This window comes from Weissella koreensis KACC 15510, assembly GCF_000219805.1.
GTDB lineage: Bacteria > Bacillota > Bacilli > Lactobacillales > Lactobacillaceae > Weissella > Weissella koreensis.
Genome location: NC_015759.1, coordinates 925,614 through 944,267 on the forward strand (window position 1 = coordinate 925,614; position 18,654 = coordinate 944,267).

14 protein-coding genes are annotated in these 18,654 nt (G+C 36.5%); 12 read left to right on the plus strand and 2 right to left on the minus strand.

Translation table 11 applies throughout. The features are described 5' to 3' along the window. The first annotated feature begins 124 nt into the window (after positions 1 to 124). Together WKK_RS04480 and WKK_RS04485 are read left to right on the plus strand one after the other, a co-directional pair. Positions 125 to 1,171 (plus strand): zinc-binding dehydrogenase, encoded by a 1,047-nt coding sequence (locus tag WKK_RS04480; protein WP_013989600.1) that lies wholly within the window; start codon positions 125 to 127, stop codon positions 1,169 to 1,171. 45 nt (positions 1,172 to 1,216) lie between these two features. Next, positions 1,217 to 2,800, plus strand: a complete 1,584-nt coding sequence (locus tag WKK_RS04485; protein WP_013989601.1) for a cation:proton antiporter — start codon at positions 1,217 to 1,219, stop codon at positions 2,798 to 2,800. Between the two features lie 160 nt (positions 2,801 to 2,960). Here WKK_RS04485 and WKK_RS04490 read toward each other — a convergent pair whose 3' ends face one another. Further along, complete coding sequence (locus tag WKK_RS04490; RefSeq protein WP_013989602.1) at positions 2,961 to 3,692, minus strand: DUF554 domain-containing protein; 732 nt, start codon at positions 3,690 to 3,692, stop codon at positions 2,961 to 2,963. A 104-nt stretch (positions 3,693 to 3,796) separates the two neighbouring features. Here WKK_RS04490 and WKK_RS04495 point away from each other — a divergent pair, with 104 nt between their 5' ends. The 9 genes from WKK_RS04495 to WKK_RS04535 all read left to right on the plus strand — a co-directional run bounded on the left by WKK_RS04495 (position 3,797) and on the right by WKK_RS04535 (position 15,411). Next, positions 3,797 to 4,672, plus strand: coding sequence for a LysR family transcriptional regulator (locus tag WKK_RS04495; RefSeq protein ID WP_013989603.1), 876 nt, complete (start codon positions 3,797 to 3,799; stop codon positions 4,670 to 4,672). A 44-nt stretch (positions 4,673 to 4,716) separates the two neighbouring features. Continuing rightward, complete coding sequence (locus WKK_RS04500) at positions 4,717 to 5,373, plus strand: DNA alkylation repair protein (RefSeq protein WP_013989604.1); 657 nt, start codon at positions 4,717 to 4,719, stop codon at positions 5,371 to 5,373. A 196-nt stretch (positions 5,374 to 5,569) separates the two neighbouring features. Beyond that, complete coding sequence (locus tag WKK_RS04505; protein ID WP_013989605.1) at positions 5,570 to 6,607, plus strand: zinc-dependent alcohol dehydrogenase family protein; 1,038 nt, start codon at positions 5,570 to 5,572, stop codon at positions 6,605 to 6,607. Positions 6,608 to 6,787: 180 nt separating this feature from the next. Next, on the plus strand, positions 6,788 to 7,534 hold the full coding sequence (locus WKK_RS04510; RefSeq protein WP_013989606.1) for a sulfite exporter TauE/SafE family protein: 747 nt from the start codon (positions 6,788 to 6,790) through the stop codon (positions 7,532 to 7,534). Between the two features lie 270 nt (positions 7,535 to 7,804). Then, the gene (locus WKK_RS04515) at positions 7,805 to 9,214 is read left to right on the plus strand and encodes a glycoside-pentoside-hexuronide (GPH):cation symporter (protein ID WP_013989607.1); all 1,410 of its coding nucleotides are present in this window, start codon (positions 7,805 to 7,807) and stop codon (positions 9,212 to 9,214) included. 24 nt (positions 9,215 to 9,238) lie between these two features. Further along, positions 9,239 to 11,377, plus strand: coding sequence for an alpha-xylosidase (gene yicI, locus WKK_RS04520; protein ID WP_013989608.1), 2,139 nt, complete (start codon positions 9,239 to 9,241; stop codon positions 11,375 to 11,377). Between the two features lie 24 nt (positions 11,378 to 11,401). Continuing rightward, entirely contained in the window at positions 11,402 to 12,226 is an 825-nt protein-coding gene (locus WKK_RS04525) for an AraC family transcriptional regulator (RefSeq protein ID WP_013989609.1), read from the plus strand. 210 nt (positions 12,227 to 12,436) lie between these two features. Next, the gene (locus tag WKK_RS04530) at positions 12,437 to 13,786 is read left to right on the plus strand and encodes an MATE family efflux transporter (protein WP_013989610.1); all 1,350 of its coding nucleotides are present in this window, start codon (positions 12,437 to 12,439) and stop codon (positions 13,784 to 13,786) included. Positions 13,787 to 13,962: 176 nt separating this feature from the next. Continuing rightward, on the plus strand, positions 13,963 to 15,411 hold the full coding sequence (locus tag WKK_RS04535; protein WP_006844932.1) for a sugar porter family MFS transporter: 1,449 nt from the start codon (positions 13,963 to 13,965) through the stop codon (positions 15,409 to 15,411). 248 nt (positions 15,412 to 15,659) lie between these two features. Here the strand turns inward: WKK_RS04535 and WKK_RS04540 are convergent, their stop codons facing one another. Further along, the gene (locus tag WKK_RS04540; RefSeq protein WP_006844934.1) at positions 15,660 to 16,838 is read right to left on the minus strand and encodes an ROK family protein; all 1,179 of its coding nucleotides are present in this window, start codon (positions 16,836 to 16,838) and stop codon (positions 15,660 to 15,662) included. Between the two features lie 368 nt (positions 16,839 to 17,206). On the opposite strand from WKK_RS04540, the gene xylA reads away from it, so the two are divergent. Then, entirely contained in the window at positions 17,207 to 18,592 is a 1,386-nt protein-coding gene (gene xylA, locus WKK_RS04545) for a xylose isomerase (protein WP_006844935.1), read from the plus strand. Positions 18,593 to 18,654 lie beyond the last annotated feature (62 nt).

The window sequence follows — 18,654 nt, forward strand, 5'->3', positions numbered from 1 at the left end:
TTTAAATTACTTTTTAATTTAATTTTTTTGGTATAATTTGGATAAATGAAAAAATGCACATAAAATTTGAAAGGAATTGAACGTCGTATAATTTATTTGTTCGGTCGTTCTAGGTGTAATATTTATGAAAGCAGCAATTTTTGAAAAGGCGGGGTTAGTTACCGTTCAAGATATTGATAAGCCAACTATCCAAGCAAATGATGATGTCATCATTAGAGTCGTGCGTGCTTGTGTTTGTGGATCTGATCTATGGGCTTACGCAAATGGCGACAATAAACAAACTCATTCTGTTAATGATGGTCATGAGGCTATTGGGATCGTTGAAGAAGTTGGTTCAGCCATCACAACGGTACAACCGGGTGATTTTGTAATTGCACCATTCACACATGGTTGTGGTGAATGTGATGCTTGTCTTGCTGGTTTTGATGGAACTTGTGATCGTCATCAAGGTGCAACGAACTGGTCTAATGGTTTCCAATCAGAATACATTCGCTTCCAATATGCCAATTGGGCATTGATTAAGATTCCTGGACAACCATCAGATTATTCTGAAGGAATGATCAAATCACTAACTACCCTAGCTGATGTTATGCCAACTGGATACCATGCAGCGCGCTGTGCTGATGTCCAAAAAGGTGATAAAGTGGTGGTCATCGGTGATGGTGCAGTTGGTCAATGTGCAGTGATTGCCGCGAAAATGCGAGGGGCTTCACAAATTGTACTTATGAGTCGACATGAAGACCGTCAAAAGATGGCTTTACAATCAGGCGCAACTGCTGTTGTTGCTGAACGTGGAGCAGAAGGAATTGCTAAAGTACGTGAGATTCTTGGGGGCGGCGCTGACGCTGCGCTTGAATGTGTAGGAACTGAAGCTGCCATTGATCAAGCACTTGGTGTACTTCATAATGGTGGCCGAATTGGTTATGTTGGTGTTCCACACTACAATAACCATGCTTTAGGTTCAACTTTTGCTCAGAATATTTCAGTGGCTGGAGGTTCTGCCTCTGTGACAACTTATGATAAGCAATTATTGCTTAAAGCTGTTCTGGATGGAAATATTAATCCTGGTCGCGTCTTTACTGAAACATACCGTTTGGATGATATCAATCAAGCTTACCAAGACATGCAAAATCGTAAAACAATCAAATCAATGGTTTTTGTAGCTGATTAACTTTAGTGATTTTAAATTGATAAATCAAGCAAGGAGTAGTTTGTTTTGGAACTTTTGATTTCATCTTTTGTCATTATTGTAGCGGTCGCTTTGAGTAATATTGCTGCGCGTTATGTGCCTAAAATTTCTAGCACATATATTAATCTTGTTGTGGGAATTATTGTTGGGTTAATACCAATGACCAATCATTTAGTTTTAGCTTTTAATAACGATATTTTCATGATTTTTGTTTTAGCGCCGTTATTATTTTTAGAAGGTCAGGCGACGCCGTTATTAATTATTCGAAAAAAAGTTAAAAATATTGTGGGAACAGCTGTTATCTTGGCAGTGATTTCAGCAGCGATTGTGACGGTAGCAATTAATCAATGGTTTGGCTTACTAATTTCGATTGCATTGATTATTGTAGCCATTAGTACACCCACTGATGCCACTGCGTTTGATTCAGTAGTATCGGGTCGAAAAATTTCACAATCATTGCGAAAAACGTTGAAAATGGAGTCATTGTTTAACGATGCAACAGGTATTATTTTATTACAGGCGGCTATTTTGTGGTTGAGTACTGGTTATTTATCGTTTTGGACTAATATGCGTGAGTTTTTAATTGAGCTAGTTGGTGGTTTGATTATTGGTGCTGTCCTAGCAATTCTATTAATCACATTTCGCCAATATTTTCTTCGATCTACAAATAACGTAATTTCATCGCAAACGTTGATCTACATTTTGACACCATTTTGTATTTATTTTGTTGCTGAGGAGCTAGGTGTTTCAGGAATTATTGCGGTGGTAACCGCTGGATTAGTGCATAATAGTGAAGCAAATCGTAGTCGTTTTTCATCACCAAGGCAAATGCATCTTGGTATCCAGGTTAATAATTTTGCCGGTGAGGTTTTGAATAGCTTTGTTTTTGTTGTCCTGGGAATTAGTTTGGAAAGAATTTTCTTTAGTCATTATAGTGCAATGACTAATTCGTTGCAGTGGTTGGCAGTGGGGGTACTTGTTTATCTCCTCTTATTGTTATGTCGCTACGTTTATGCAAGATTCTTTGTGACCGATAAAAAGCGTCGTACGGCCATCCTATTTGCTTTGGGTGGCGTTCATGGCACGGTGACCCTAGCGATGACCTTTTCTATTGCTAATGAAATTTCATCAGCGAATTTTAATTTTATTTTGATTGTGGAAACGGTTGTGATTATCTTAAGTATGTTGGTGCCAACCATCGCATTTAAGCTGATTCTTCCCCGTGATCTGGAAGCAGAAAATAAACCAACTGAATTGCTACGATTAAGGCGTGAAATGGTTAAGGTGGGGATTGAAAGGGTAAAAGAAATGGAATTGAGCCCTGAAGTTCAAGCCAGTGTGATCTATGATCTGCGTGATCAAGTTCAGAAGAATACGATGAATTCTTTTTTCCAGCAGTGGAAATCCATGGGATCTAATAAAGATGTCTTGACTGGGTTGCAAAGCGTCGAGCAGCGGCGAGCTTTGATGCAGGTCTTTAATGTTGAACGTCAGTATTTGTATGATTTGGCTAAACAGCATTTAGTAAGTTCTGAATATGTTTATGAAATCTACAGTGAAATTTTATTGTCAGAATCATTAGTTTTAGATCCGCGTAATCAAATGATTTAAAATTAATCTGAATGATAGATAGCATTTACATTATTAAAGCACTCACTTTGGTGGGTGTTTTTTTAATAAATAAAAAATAAGGTGACACGTAATTTTTCATTAAAAATATCGAATGGTACTAAAAAAGGAGTCCAATTTAATGGACTCCTTTTTTGATGTTTTAATTTGTTAACATGGGTAAAATCCAATTCATCCAAGCCCAGCTAAATGGCATTGCTAATATCATGGACGGGATCATATCAGCAGTTGGAAAAATTTTAATCTTCGTTATTCTAAATCCAGTTGCCATCATCAGCGCTCCGCCAACTGCTTTGAAGTCAGCAATCATGGCGGGGTTGGTCAATGGGTATATCACCCCGGCTAGTAAAAATAGGATGTAAAGAATAATAAATTGCGGTACCACAATAAAGGATACAACGTAACCTAAGTTGGCGGCAAAAATAATAGCAGTGAAGAAATCTAAGATCGACTTTGAAATTAAAATCGTGGAATCACCAGTCATTCCATTAACTAATGATCCGTAAATTCCCGTTCCAGAAGCAGTGAATAGAACAATGACGGTGATTAAAGTTGACATGAATTCTTCTTCAGGCATTCCCGATTTAACAGGAGCAATTTTAGCAATTCCACGTTGCATCAACCCTGCACCACGATTAATCCAAACTCCGAAGTGAAGAACTAAACCAAGTGCGGTTCCAATAATGATAGCAAAAATAACGGCGGCCATGTTTTTGGCCGGAGCAATGGCTATAATTCCCATCACCATAGATGAAATTCCAAAAATCAAATTAATTTCTTCTTTAAATTTTTCTGAAAGTAGGTGACCAGCTAGTCCCCCAATTAAACCGCCAATAAAAATAGCAGCTCCATTTACAATAATTCCTGTTGGCATAAGACACCTCCTCAATATTTATATTCTAGAGGCTATAGAGATCACCAGCAATTCACAAACAATGGTATAATATTCCAAATGGGAATATATTAAGAGGAGCTTTTATGGATATTAAAAAATTAGAGATTTTTTTGAATCTCTCAAAAACAATGAATTATTCAGAAACGGCAGCACAACTTTTTACAACACAAGGGAATATTTCAAAGCAGATTATAACTTTGGAAAAGGAATTGGGAACTAGTTTAGTCGACCGAAGTCATCGACAAATTAAGTTAACTTCAGCTGGAAAAATTGTGACGCAAATGGCCCCTAAAATTGTATCTGAATTTCAAAATATGCAACAAAAAATTCAACAAAATAAACAATATGTAGACCAACTATTAAGAATCGTGACGGTTCCGTCTGTCGCAAATTATCGAGGATTGGAATTAATTATTAATTTTCATATGCAGTATCCGGAAATAAAGTTAGATTTAACCGAGGTTGAAGGAGATCACGTTTTAGATACCTTAAAAAATGGTGGGACTGGTGTTGTTTTTGCGCGCGACTTTGGAATTTTACAAAATCAATATGATAGTGTCATAACTGAGGAGGATTGCTTTGTCTGTTTATTACCCAAGGATCATCCTTTAGCACATCAAAAAACGGTTGCGTTAGCTGATTTATCACAAGAAAACTTTTTATTATTGGGTCGGGAGACCATGCTTTATGATCATGTAATTAATTTGACAAAAAAAGCAGGATTTGAACCACGAGTTAGTTACGACGGCCGACAACTTAAAATCATTTTGAATATGATTGAAAAAGGAATTGGTATCGCGATTGTTATGGATAAAAGTGTTGACCTACCTAGTGATGGGTCGATTATAAAACGCCCAATTGATCTCAGTGAAAATAGTCAAATGTTATTTATGCGAAATTATAATGTAAAGTATCCAAAAGCAGTTGAGCTTTTTTGGAATTTTTTACAAACCAACTAAGCAGAGATAATTAATCAAAAATGATGATAATACGGGGATAAAAAATGCAAATAAAAGATATTACGATAATTTTAAATGAATTATCTAATGAAGAAAATGCAGCAAAACAAAAAAGGTATTTACGCAATCAATTTGAATTTTTGGGTATTTCATCACCAAAACGAAAGCTTGCCTTGCGAGATTTATTAAAAGCGGAGAAAAAACTAAATATAGTTGATTGGACACTTCTCAAACAGCTTTGGGATCAACCTCAGCGCGAATATCAATATGTCGTAATTGATTATTTAACAGCTATGCAAAAATTAATTACATTTGATGATTTGATAAAAATCGAATATTTTCTTAGAACTAAGCAATGGTGGGATTCAATCGATGGATTTAATCGCATCATGAGTGATTTGGGATTATTAGATTCGCGGTTAAATCAGGTCATGTTACAGTGGTCTCAAGATAATGATTTTTGGATTAGACGGGTGGCCATTGATCACCAATTATTACGTAAAAATGAAACTAATGTTGAATTATTAGAGACTATTTTATTAAATAATTTGGGTAGTAGTGAGTTCTTTATTAATAAATCAATCGGTTGGGCGTTGAGAAATTATTCTAAAAGTAATCCTGACTGGGTTCGCCATTTCATAGAAAAATATCATGCAAAACTGGCACCACTAAGTATCAGAGAGGCTAGTAAATATCTTTAATAGATGAGTTGAGTTTTAAATGATTCAATATCATTTAACTTTAAAAATTAGCTGATAAAGTTAATTCCAAAAAATTAAAAAATATATTAAATAACTTGATTAAAATTAAGCTCCAATGATAAGATTATCATAATAATTCAAGTATTATAGGATACTACTAAAGTATCCAGTCAATAAGATTGAGAGAATATATTTTATGAAAGCAACTGTATTTATTAAACCTGGAAAAGTTGAAGTACAAAACTTAGACAAGCCGGTTATAGAAAAAGAAACTGATGCAATTATTCGTGTAGTTCGTGCGTGCGTGTGTGGATCTGATTTATGGTGGTATCGTGGGATTTCAGAACACGAATCAGGTTCAGCGGTTGGTCATGAAGCAATTGGAGTTGTTGAAACAGTTGGGTCAGCAGTTGATACAATTAAGCCAGGGGATTTTGTTGTAGTTCCGTTTACACATGGATGTGGGCACTGCGCAGCTTGTTTGGCTGGATTTGATGGTGATTGTTTGAATCGTGATAGCCACTCAGTTGGTTATCAAGCTGAATATTTACGTTATGATAATGCAAATTGGGGTCTGGTTAAGATTCCAGGACAACCTAGTGACTATTCTGAGGAAATGTTAAATTCATTGCTAACTTTATCTGATGTGATGGCAACTGGTTATCATGCGGCAGCAACGGCTGAGGTTAAGCCAGGTGATACCGTAGTAGTCATGGGTGATGGTGCGGTTGGTTTGTGTGGAGTTATCGCGGCTAAGTTACGTGGAGCAACACGAATTATTGCTATGAGCCGGCATGAAGATCGTCAAAAATTAGCTCTTGAATTTGGAGCGACTGATATCGTAGCTGAACGTGGTGATGAAGCAGTTGCTAAGGTGCTTGAATTAACTGATGGTGGAGTTGATGCAGTACTTGAATGCGTTGGAAATGAACAATCAGTGGAAACCGCCTTACAAGTTGGCCGCCCAGGAGCTATTGTCGGTCGTGTTGGAATTCCACAAAAGGCTGAAATGAATACAAATCGATTATTCAGACGTAATATTGGCCTCCGTGGTGGAATTGCCGCAGTTACAACATATGATAAAGCTACTTTGTTAGATGCTGTTTTGAATGGTGAAATTAATCCAGGTAAGGTATTTACGCAAAGCTTTGCCTTGGATGATATTCAAGCTGCCTACGCTGCAATGGATGAACGAAAAGCTATTAAATCATTGGTTGTCGTGGCTGATAAGTAAATTTTAAAAGGTCATTGTATTTATAAAGCAATGGCTTTTTTACTTGCTTTACAAATGTATAATATGAAAAAAGTTTTAATTGCCATCTAAAATTATATATATAAGAATTAAAATAGGTGTAAAATTAAATAGTATTCATATATAACAATTTAAATAATTAAGTATATTTTGGGGGCAAATATGTTTTATTTAATACTTATAATAGCGGGAATATTTTCGGGAATATTTGCATCAGTTGCCGGTATGGCATCGATAGTATCATATCCGGTATTAATGGCACTTGGATATTCACCAGTAATGGCGAATGTTTTGAGTACTGGATCGTTAGTTTTATCAGGATTAGGATCGGTGACTTCATCATATAACTTAATTAAAAAAAATATTAAAATTACTATTGGAATTGTTATATCAGCTTTATTGGGTGGCGCGTTGGGAAGTTATTTACTTATATCGTTACCTAAAGATAATTTTGAACATTTAGTACCATATTTTGTTTTATTATCAGCTATTTTATTGTTTTTTTCAGGTAGATTATCAAATATAACTAATAACATTAAAAAAATAAATGGGAAAAGATATCTAGTAATATTGATAGCTAGTCTATTAGTTGGTATTTATATCGGATATTTTGGATCAGGTGCAGGATTAATGCTTGTTTCAGTTTTATTGTTATTAATTCCAGCCAGTTTTGTCGAAATTAATGCGATTAAAAATTTTACAACAATGATGACTAATCTTTTATCTTTGATTATCTATCAAGCTAACGTTTCTGTTGAATGGAGTACGATAATAGTCATGGGAATTGGTATGTTTATTGGTGGATACGTTGGGCCTAAAATTATGTTGTATTTTCCAGATCGACTCTTAAAACTCTTTGTGGGGATTTGCGCAGTGTTACTAGCTATTTATTTATTCTTTAATAATTAAGATTAATTGATCAAGCTTTAAAAATATATGAAGGACATTATTTTATAAAAATGATGTCCTTTTTTAATTTCTTTTACTATATCGAAGTTGGTTGTTAGGAAATACCAATAAATGTACATATCTTACCTATAACTATGCGGTTCCTTACTGTTTAGGCCAATTGAATTGATTATTTTTAAAAGCTGCATAATAATAAAATTTGTAAGCGTTTACACGAAACAAAAATGTTTTTATTATTTTATAAATAAGCTAACTCTAAGGAGAAATGTTATGAATAATGGTAATCAAGTTAAATGGCCGGAACGGCTAGCTTATGCCATGTCAGATTTTGGCTGTAATACAATTTTTCAAATTGTAGGAACATATTTTATGGTGTTTAGTACCGATACAATGGGGATTAAAGCCTCAGTTGTTGCTGGACTGTTTGCGTTAACTGCAATTATTGATTCAATTGACGGTGTGGTTTGGGGCCAATTTATTGACCGGACACACACAAAATGGGGAAAGTCTCGTCCTTACTGGCTCTGGTTCTCAGTGCCATTTGCACTATTCTGTATTATGTCATTCTCAGCACCAAATTTGCCAATGACTTGGAAGATTGTTTGGATTTACGTTGCATATATTGGAGCGAAGGTTTTATATTCAGGAATTAATATTCCTGTCACTTCAATTTTGCCAGCCATGACTAGCAATCCACAAGAACGAGTAACCCTTTCAACGGTTCGTCAATTCTTTGGAAACTTGGGTGCAGCGGTTTTCCTACCATTAACTTTGCCAGCTGTTGCATTCTTCGCTGGAATTTTCGATAAGCAAAACTCAAATCCTTCAACCTCAGCAACTGGTTGGTTTATCTGGGCAGTGATTCTTGGAATCGTAACTATAATTTGCTTGATGACAGCTTTCAAGGGAACACGTGAACGTGTGGTAACTAAAGATTCAAATCGTTCAGTACCAATGCGTGAATCAATTAAAGCTTTAAAAGGAAATTATCCTTGGGCAATTATCATTTTCATCAATTTTGTGTATTGGGGAAGCTTTGCCATTCGTCAAAGCTCACTACCATATTACTTCAAATATGTTCTACATAATGAAGCATTGGGAAGTGCGGTACTAGCCGGAACGATCATCACTTTGATTTCGACAGCAATGGTACCATTCTTCTCAAAGCGCATTGGTAAGCGTAATACTATGTTTATCGGGATGGTAGGAACTGCCATTTCACAAGTGATATTACATTTTGCGGATCAAATGAATGGTAATGTTCCGATGATCTTGTTTGGAATGTTAGTTTACTACATCAGTTATGGATTAGTGGGAGCTTTAATTGCCGTAATGCTTTCTGACGCTGTTGATTTTGGAGAGTGGAAGAACGGAATTCGAGCAGAAGGATTCGTAACTTCATTTAGTTCATTTAGTGCCAAGCTAGGAATGGGATTAGGAAGTATGTTACTTTCAGCTGTTTTGGCTGGTGGTGGGTACGTTGCCGCAAATGCCGGATCATCTGCTGGGCAAACTGCATCAGCGCTTGATGCAATCCGGTTAGGATTTATCTGGATTCCATTGATTGGATATGTGGCTTCTGGTTTGGTCTTATTATTCAATAATGTGGATAAGCTAGAACCACAAATGGTTAGTGATTTGGAGAATAAGCATCAGCGTGAAGCTGCAGAATTATCATAAAAAATATAAAAGAGGGTATAAATTATGAAATTTTCAAATGGATATTGGTTAGGAAAAGATGAATACATTATTAATTCACCGATTGAAGCATTCGATACTTCGATTTTAACAGCGAAAGAAGCTGAAAAAAGCAGTGAAACTTTAATAGTAAATGCAAGTTACCAACGATTGGCCTCGCGGAGTGATATGTTGGATGTTGGTAATACTACCATGTCAGTATTCAGCCCTGCGCCTGATGTGATTGGGGTTGAGTTGAAGCATTTTGATCAAAACGATCATAATCCTTTATATGAATTAACGACCCAAAACGTAAATCCTGAAATCAATGTTGACGATCAAAAAGCTCATTATAAGAGTGGAGACTTGGAATTAACGGTTGATATGCATAATAAATTTAACCTTGATTTCAATTATAAAGATAAGCGTATTACAGGCTCGGAATTTAAGGCCCAAGGTTCTATTGATGATCTGTCAGGTCAACAACTAGGTCAAGTAATGCATCCTAATACTGTTGTTGGCGCACAGGCTATGGTAAGTGATCGTCAAGTTACTCGTGCTGACCACTATATGCGTGAGCAATTAAGCTTGCTACCTGGGACCAAGGTTTATGGTTTCGGTGAAACATTTGGCCCATTTGTTAAAAATGGTCAAACAATTGATATCATTAATCGTGATGGTGGAACTGGTTCAGACCAAAGTTATAAGGCAATTCCATTTTACATTGCAGCTAAAGCAGGAATTTCAAAGGATGCCAAAGGGACCTATTATGGAGTCTTTGTAAATGAAAGCCAACCTACTAGCTTTGAAGTAGCAACAGAAGTCGTTGATCGTGTTAGCTTCTCAACGCGAGGTGAGAACTTAGAATATTATGTAATCGCTGGAGAAACGCCTAAGGATGTTTTGGGTAAGTACAATAAGTTGACGGGTGGTTCTACTTTGCCACCAGAATGGACTTTTGGTTTGTGGCTTTCAACATCATTTACAACAGATTATTCCGAAGAAACGGTTATGAAGTTTATTGATGGAATGTTTGAACGTGATATTCCTTTGTCAGTTTTCCACTTTGATTGTTTCTGGATGAAAGGCTTTGAGTGGAGTAATTTTGAATGGGATAAAGAACAATTCCCAGATCCAGAAGGTTTGATCAAGCGATTGCATGATCGAGGTTTGAAAGTTTGTGTTTGGATTAATCCATATATCTCACAAAAGTCACGTTTATTCAAGATTGGTAAGGAAAAGGGTTACTTTATTAAGCGGACTGATGGTAACGTTTGGCAATGGGATTTGTGGCAACCCGGAAACGCCATTGTTGATTTCACTAATCCAGAAGCCGTACAATGGTATCAAGGATTATTGAAAAATCTACTAGATATGGGTGTGGACTGCTTTAAAACTGACTTTGGTGAGCGAATTCCAATGCATGATGCGGTTTATTATAATGGTAATAATCCAGAAGGTGAACATAACTATTACACACATCGTTACAATAAGGCCGTCTTTGAGCTTTTGAAGCAAGAGAAGGGTGATGATGAAGCTGTGGTCTTCGCCCGCTCAGCAACTGTCGGTGGACAACAATATCCGGTTCACTGGGGTGGAGATAACTTGAGCCAATTCCATTCAATGGCTGATACCTTGCGAGGTGGCTTAAGTTTGATGTCATCAGGATTTACTTTCTGGAGTCATGATATAGGCGGATTTGAAGAAAATGCTAGTGCCGCCATTTATAAGCGTTGGACTCAATTTGGATTACTATCAAGTCATTCTCGTTACCATGGTAATATTCAATATCGGGTGCCATGGCTCTTTGATGAAGAAGCAGTTGATGTTACACGTAACTTTGCGAAGCTAAAGCAAGATATGATGCCTTATATCTACAGTGAAGCTAAGGCATCAGTTGCTGCGGGAATTCCATTGATGCGACCAATGTATCTTGAATTCCCAGATGATGCCAATTGTGCTGATCTTGATCGCCAATATATGTTTGGTTCTGACCTTTTGGTGGCACCAGTGATGAGTGAAGATGGGGATGTTGATTACTATCTTCCAGCTGGACATTGGCAACATGTGATTGATGGTCGTGAGATTAAAATCGACACTCATGGACAATGGATGGCTGAAAATTATGATTATTTGAGCTTGCCAGTATGGAAAAAAATTGATTAAAAAGATGAAATCAGAGGATTAATTATGTCGGCCGAAAAGGGTGGTGAATATGAGGTAGTCGTTAATAATAACGATGTAGATGTGCGGATTTTTGTCTCACGTGAAGAACCAGGTTTTAAGCCACCTCATTGGCATCGGCATGTTGAAATTGTCTCAGTTTTATCTGGAACGGTAACTTTTAGTTATGAAGGACATGATGTTGTCTTACAACCAGGTGAGTTCATTGCGATCGGATCTGGGGTACTACATTCGTCGAGTCATGAAAAAAATTGTTCCATAGTGTTACAAATTCCAGTTTCTTATTTGGAAAAATACTGGGATAATCCTGAAAATATGTTATTTACTATTCATAAAAAGGACCGGTTTGATTCTGAGTATCAAGAAATTGTTGTAGCATTACAAGAGATGGCTCACGTTTATCAACACAAGATTAGTGGTTATCGGTTCAAGTTCAATGAATTGATGTTACATTGTCTGTATTTGATTTTTACTAAATATGGTCAGGATAGTGTGGTCGTTAACGTTGGGCAAAATAATCGTTTAAAAGAAGTTTTATCCGATATCAATGAACGTTATTCAATGGTACTTACCGTAAATAATCTCGCTCAGAAATTCAATTATAATCCTGACTATTTAAGTCGCTTTTTTAAACAAAAGACGGGGATTTCTTTGAATCGGTACATTTACTTAGTCCGTCTCTCACATGTCCACTTTGAGGTGGTTAATAGTGATAAACCGATTCATAATATTTTTTCAGACAATGGTGTCAAAAATATTCGCTTAGGTACTAAATTATTTGAACAGTATTATGGATCATTACCACGTGAGATTAGAAAACAACGGAAATAAAAGTTATCATATGTTAAACTATTGGACACCCCAGAGTTATTTTAACTTTTGGGGTGTTTTATATTAAGTTTAAAAATGTTAAATTAAAAGCATGAAAATTAGGTCAGATACATGTTGTAATTTGGAGAGACTAATCGGATTGTTAGGATATTAATAAAAGATTATTGACCTGATTAGGAGTAAAGAAAGAGATGAGGGAGTAGTAGGAAGATGCAAGATTTAACAAAGGGAAATCCGGTTAAATTAATCATGATGTTTACATTGCCAATTATCGTGGGATATTTATTTCAAAATTTATATAACATTATTGATACGTTAATTGTGGGGCAAACTTTAGGGGTTAAGGCTTTAGCTGCAGTTGGGTCAACAGGTTCAGTGATGTTTTTGGCACTAGGGTTTGTCGGTGGCGTGACCTCAGGAATGTCCATTATAACGGCGCAACGCTATGGTGCTCAAGATTGGGCAGGAGTGAGACGCTCATTTGGACAAAGTATTCTAGCCTCAGGAGTGATTACTGTTTTCTTAACGTTAATCGGGGTGGTAGGTCTCCGCGGTTTGCTGATTTTAATGCAGACACCGAATAATATTTTTGAAATGGCTTATGCCTTCATCGTAATTATCTGGGGTGGAGTTGTGACTCAAGTTGGGTATAACATTTTAGCTAATGAAATGCGAGCCGTCGGTAATTCGCGGGCTCCCCTTTATCATTTGATTTTAGGAATGATTATTAATATTTTATTGGAACTATTATTCATATTAGTCTTTCACTGGGGGACTGCAGGGGCAGCTTTGGCAACTGTAGTGGCTTATGCGATTTCAACGCTCACTAGTTGGTGGCATATTACCAAATTTATGCCAGTTTTGCATATAACAAAAGAAGATTTAAAGTGGGACTCTACCGAAATTAAAATTCATCTTGCAGCGGCATTGCCTATGGGGTTCCAACAATCTGTTATTGCAATTGGATCGATGACTTTACAAGCAGCAATCAACTCTTTGGGAACAGACTCTGTGGCCGGATATACGGCGGCTTCCAAGGTTGATCAAATTTTAGTCCTAGTCTTAATGTCATTTGGAGTTACAATGGCAACTTATGTGGCACAAAATTATGGAGCAGGAGAGTATCGCCGAATTTTGGTAGGAATGCGCCAAGCTTTGAAAATTAATATTGGCTTTGGAGTTTTACTAGGCATTTTTGAAATCCTTTTTGGTCGTTATTTAGTTAAATTGTTTTTGGAATCAAATAGCGGAGATGCTGTTGCTGTTCAGCATTTGGCTCAGACATTCTTTTGGGCTAACGGACCGTTTTATGCAATTTTGGGGGTTCTATTTATATTAAGATATGCCTTACAAGGATTGGGGAATACTAAAGCACCGACTATGGCTGGATTTGCGGAGATGATTTCTCGTTCCATTGGAGCTTTCGTATTTGTCATCTGGTTTGGATTCTTTGGCGCTAGTCTCTCTAATCCATTGGCATGGTTAGCATCAGTTTTGTGCCTATTACCAGCATGGAATAAGTATCGTCGAGAAATTATGGACAAATTAGAAAAAGATTAATTATAAAAACATCTAAGTGGATTTCCAAATAATTTTGGAGACCACTTTTTTTAAATTTTAAAAAGTTGGTTGCGAGAACCAACTAACTAGAGTAAGATAAATGTTGTAAATAAGTAAGCGTTTACATTTACTTTATTGTTAATTTTTATTTTTTGTTTTTAGGAGGCAAAATAGTCATGGCTAGTAAAAAACACATGTCAACTAGTTGGATTTATTTTTTCGGAGCCCTAGGTGGGTTATTGTTTGGATATGACACAGGGGTTATCTCTGGTGCCATGCTTTTTATTGGAAAAGAGCTCGGAATCCGAGCTGGTTCATTTGAAGATGGATTTATTACTGCTTCGGTCCTTTTGGGGGCGATCTTAGGAGCAGCCATCATTGGTCCAATGTCGGATAAGCTTGGACGAAAGAAATTACTTTTAACTTCTGCTATTATTTTCTTTGTTGGAGCGATGGGATCAGGAATTGGTCTCAATTATGCCATGTTAGTTACTTCTCGAGTCTTGTTGGGAGTGGCAGTTGGGGCGGCGTCAGCTTTGATTCCAACATATTTAGCTGAATTATCTCCTGCTGATAAGCGTGGAGGAATCGGGACTTTGTTCCAGTTAATGATCATGACTGGAATTTTCTTAGCTTATGTCTCGAATGAATGGCTTTCACCACACGGGCTATTCGGACTATCATCACATGTTGGTTGGCATTGGATGCTTGGGTTAGCAACTATTCCAGCTGCATTGTTATTCTTTGGTGGATTAACTTTGCCTGAATCACCACGATATTTAGTGAAGCAAGGAAAAGATCGAGAAGCCCAAAGCGTTTTGGAAACGTTTAATTCTAATCCAAAAGTGGTTCAAGAGGAGTTACATGATATTAAATTACAGGCTCAAATGCCCTCTGGTGGATATAAAGAATTATTTGGACCAATGGCCCGTCCAGTTTTGATTATGGCATTAGGACTTGCTATTTTCCAACAGGTTATGGGATGTAATACGGTTTTGTACTATGCACCAAAGATTTTCGTTTCAGCTGGATTCAGCGAACATTTCGCTCTCCAATCACATATTGTAATTGGAATATTTAATGTGATTGTGACGGCTATTGCGGTTAAGATTATGGATAAAATTGATCGTAAAAAAATGTTGACGTATGGTGCCTTAGGAATGGGAGCTTCACTATTAGTTATGTCAACTGCCATGCTAGTTTTGAAGGCCGGAGGAGGAAACTTCGGATCATGGATTTGTGTGATTGCTTTAACCTTGTACATTGCGTTCTTCTCTGCAACTTGGGGACCTGTTATGTGGGTAATGATTGGTGAAGCTTTCCCATTGAATATTCGTGGATTGGGTAACTCATTTGGGGCTGTTATTAATTGGACAGCAAACTTTGCTGTTTCACAATCATTCCCAATGCTATTAATTGCCTTTACCCCTGCCCATTCAGTTAACGCTGAGGGACAAGGAATTGCTAAGCTTTTCATTATTTATGGACTTCTATGTTTCGTAGCAATTTGGTTCATTAAAAAATATACCTTTGAAACTAGAAATCGTTCATTGGAATCAATCGAAGCAACTTTGCGGTCAAAAGCTCATGCTGATGGATATAGCGATGGAGCTGAAGTAAGATAATATTTAAATTAAATTTATAGAATCCATGGTAGTCGTAAAATTAGGCTTCATGGGTTCTTTTATATTGATCAGATTGGCTTAATAACTATTGTATAATCAGATTAATTTGAAAAATATAATAAAAAGATCGAAACAAAATGTCTCGATCTTTTTATTATATTTTTACTAATTTAAAAAGGCTTACTTATACTTCAAAAAAACTAGCTAATATAAAAATGAAATTTAAAAAAATAGGTGATTTGATAAATTTAATGGAAGGTTAATTTGAAATTATCAAAATTAAGTAACTTCCGAGTGACTAAAGCAACTCCGCCTAATAAGATTGCCTTATCAACGGTTTGATGGGCAAATAAAATTTTTGTGTCAGATGCAGGAACAATCGCTTGGTAGTATTTTTGTAATTGATCAAAGTACTCTGGACGCAGGGTAATGATTCGGGAATAAAGAAAAATCGCATCTGGGGCAGATTGTTGTGCCATGTTATAACAAATCATAGCTAAGGATTGAAGCCAATGCTTTAACATATCAGTGGCAATTGGATCTTTTTGATCCACCAGCGAACAAAATTCTTGGCGAGTGAGTTGTTGCGTTTTTAATTTAATAGCGGTGCGATGTAGGAGTGATTCTTCTGAAAATAAATCTTCTAAGTGTACAGGTTGTTCAGTGGGTCCGAAATCAGTTTTAAAAGTGATTGAACGACCGACTTCTCCAGCTTCACCTCGTTTACCAATAAAGAGTTGGCCATTTTGGATCATGCCTGAACCAATCCCGTCATGAATATTTAGGGTACTAAAATTTAACATATTGGGTTCAAGAAGATGGCCTTGAAAATCACGAGTGTAAATTGCAGCTAAGTTGGCTTCATTTTCTAGATAAACAGGAACTTGGAATTGATCTTCCAAGTTCTCAACCAAACTTAAGTTCAATAAGTCTTCATGATAAGGAACATAACGAATGGTGTTATTGAAGACAACTCCGTGGATGCCAATACCAATACCAATGAGACCATGATTAGTGCCTAAATCATCCAGACTTTTGATGAAATCGATAGCTAATTGTTGAATATTATCGATGGGAAGGTTACGAGTTTGAAATTCTCCATTTTGAAGCACTTCACCAGTAATCTTAGCCACTAAATAACGCAAGTGACCTCTACTAAGATCAAAAGTTACGATATATCCATAGTTGTGATTGAAGCGAATTAATTTGGGGCGGCGACCACCGGAGTTGGATGCAACTCCATCCCCCAGTTCTTCAATAAAATCTTCTTCTTCTAAATTACGATAAATTGATGAAATCGTTGATTTATGTAGATTAACTTTATCGGCAATTTCAACGCGTGATGTTTTCTCAGCATTAAAAAGAACTTGAAGCATTAGTTGACGGTTTGTCTCACGCATCGAATCTTGATCGATTTTAGAAACCATAAATATTAAAATCTCCTAGTATAGAAATTTGAGTTAATTAGGCATTTTATGTATAAGTGATATCGTAAAAAAACCTAATATATATCATATATGTTAAGTATATCTTTTTTCTGGAATTACGGAAAGTCTCAGATGAGATGGTTGCACCAATCGTTCTATCTATCATTGCGGTTGGTGTGATGACTATGTATCCATTGACAGATGCTAAAGTGAAAGAAATGAATGAAAAGTTAGCTGGGTAAAAATAAATCTAGTGAAAACGCTTGCATAATTATTAACAGGTGCTTATAATGGAAATTGTAAGTTAGTTGGGCGAAAAAACCAACCAAACAAAAATTATAAATTAAAGTATTTTGGAGGGTAAGATTTTGGCAGAATTATTTGATTTTCCTAAGGTAGAATTTATTGGTGGTAAGAAGGGCTTGGATTTTGAACAATCTAAGGGATATAACTTCTATAATGCAGATGAAGAATTCACTATTAATGGTGAAACTAAGGCTATGAAAGACTGGTTAAAGTTCTCAGTTGCTTATTGGCACACAATGGACCAACGATTGGTTGATCCATTTGGTGAAGGAACTGCAGTACGTCCTTGGGATGAAAATGGTCAAGATGACATGTCAGATATGGAACATGCCAAGTCAAAGGTTAAATATATGTTTGAGTTTATGGATAAGTTGGGGGTAGAATACTTCGCTTTCCATGACCGTGATTTAGCTCCTGAAGGAAAGACTTTAGCTGAAACTAATGCTAATTTGGACATTATCGTTGATATGATCGAAGCTGAGATGAAGCGGACTGGTAAAAAGTTGCTTTGGAATACTTCATCATTATTCACCAATAAGCGCTTCGTTTCTGGTGGAGCAACTGCACCTTTCGCTGATGTCTTTGCTTATGCTGGAGCACAAATCAAGCATTCACTTGAAATTGCTAAGCGTTTGAACTCTGAGTCATATGTCTTCTGGGGTGGTCGTGAAGGTTACGATTCACTTTTGAATACTGATACTAAGCGTGAGTTAGATCATATTGCTGACTTTTATAAGTTAGCAATTGATTACGCAAAAGAAATTGGCTACACTGGTCAATTCTTGTTGGAACCAAAGCCAAAAGAACCAACGACTCATCAGTATGATACTGATGTTCAAACAACAATTTCATTCCTATACACATATGGTCTTCAAGATAACTTTAAGTTGAACTTGGAAGGAAACCACGCATTCTTAGCTGGTCATACCTATGAACACGAAGCACGCTTTGCTCGAGAGGCTGGATTGCTAGGTTCACTAGATGCTAATATGGGTGATAAGCAAACTGGATGGGATATTGACGAATTCCCTAATGATATCTACGAAGCAACTTTGGTAATGTATGAGTTCATCAAGAATGGTGGCTTGCCAACTGGAGGATTAAACTTCGATGCTAAGGCTCGTCGTTCATCATTTACAATGGAAGATTTGTTCTACGGTCATATGGCAGGAATGGATGTATACGCTGCTGGATTCCGTGTTGCCTACAAGCTGGTTCAAGACAACTTCTTTGAAAATATTTTGAAGAATCGTTATGCATCATTTGATTCCGGAATTGGTGCTGACTTTGAAGCTGGTAAGGTAACCTTTGCTGATATGGAAAAGTATATTTTGAATAAGGAAGATAGTGAAATTCTCGATACTGTTAAGTCAGGTCGAATCGAAGCGATCAAGGCCTCATTAAATAATTACATTTATTCAGTATTAGGTGAAACATTTAAAAAGTAAGCTGGTTAAAATTTTAATAAATTAGTAAAGGGGACTGGACTATAAAATAGTCCGGCCCTTTT

Bases quoted from the DNA above. Each gene is read 5' to 3' on its own strand.
- WKK_RS04480 (WP_013989600.1), top strand. From the start codon at position 125: ATGAAAGCAGCAATTTTTGAAAAGGCGGGGTTAGTTACCGTTCAAGAT.
- WKK_RS04535 (WP_006844932.1), top strand. From the start codon at position 13,963: ATGGCTAGTAAAAAACACATGTCAACTAGTTGGATTTATTTTTTCGGA.
- WKK_RS04500 (WP_013989604.1), top strand. From the start codon at position 4,717: ATGCAAATAAAAGATATTACGATAATTTTAAATGAATTATCTAATGAA.
- WKK_RS04495 (WP_013989603.1), top strand. From the start codon at position 3,797: ATGGATATTAAAAAATTAGAGATTTTTTTGAATCTCTCAAAAACAATG.
- WKK_RS04505 (WP_013989605.1), top strand. From the start codon at position 5,570: ATGAAAGCAACTGTATTTATTAAACCTGGAAAAGTTGAAGTACAAAAC.
- WKK_RS04510 (WP_013989606.1), top strand. From the start codon at position 6,788: ATGTTTTATTTAATACTTATAATAGCGGGAATATTTTCGGGAATATTT.
- WKK_RS04525 (WP_013989609.1), top strand. From the start codon at position 11,402: ATGTCGGCCGAAAAGGGTGGTGAATATGAGGTAGTCGTTAATAATAAC.
- WKK_RS04515 (WP_013989607.1), top strand. From the start codon at position 7,805: ATGAATAATGGTAATCAAGTTAAATGGCCGGAACGGCTAGCTTATGCC.
- WKK_RS04530 (WP_013989610.1), top strand. From the start codon at position 12,437: ATGCAAGATTTAACAAAGGGAAATCCGGTTAAATTAATCATGATGTTT.
- WKK_RS04540 (WP_006844934.1), bottom strand. From the start codon at position 16,838: ATGGTTTCTAAAATCGATCAAGATTCGATGCGTGAGACAAACCGTCAA.
- yicI (WP_013989608.1), top strand. From the start codon at position 9,239: ATGAAATTTTCAAATGGATATTGGTTAGGAAAAGATGAATACATTATT.
- WKK_RS04490 (WP_013989602.1), bottom strand. From the start codon at position 3,692: ATGCCAACAGGAATTATTGTAAATGGAGCTGCTATTTTTATTGGCGGT.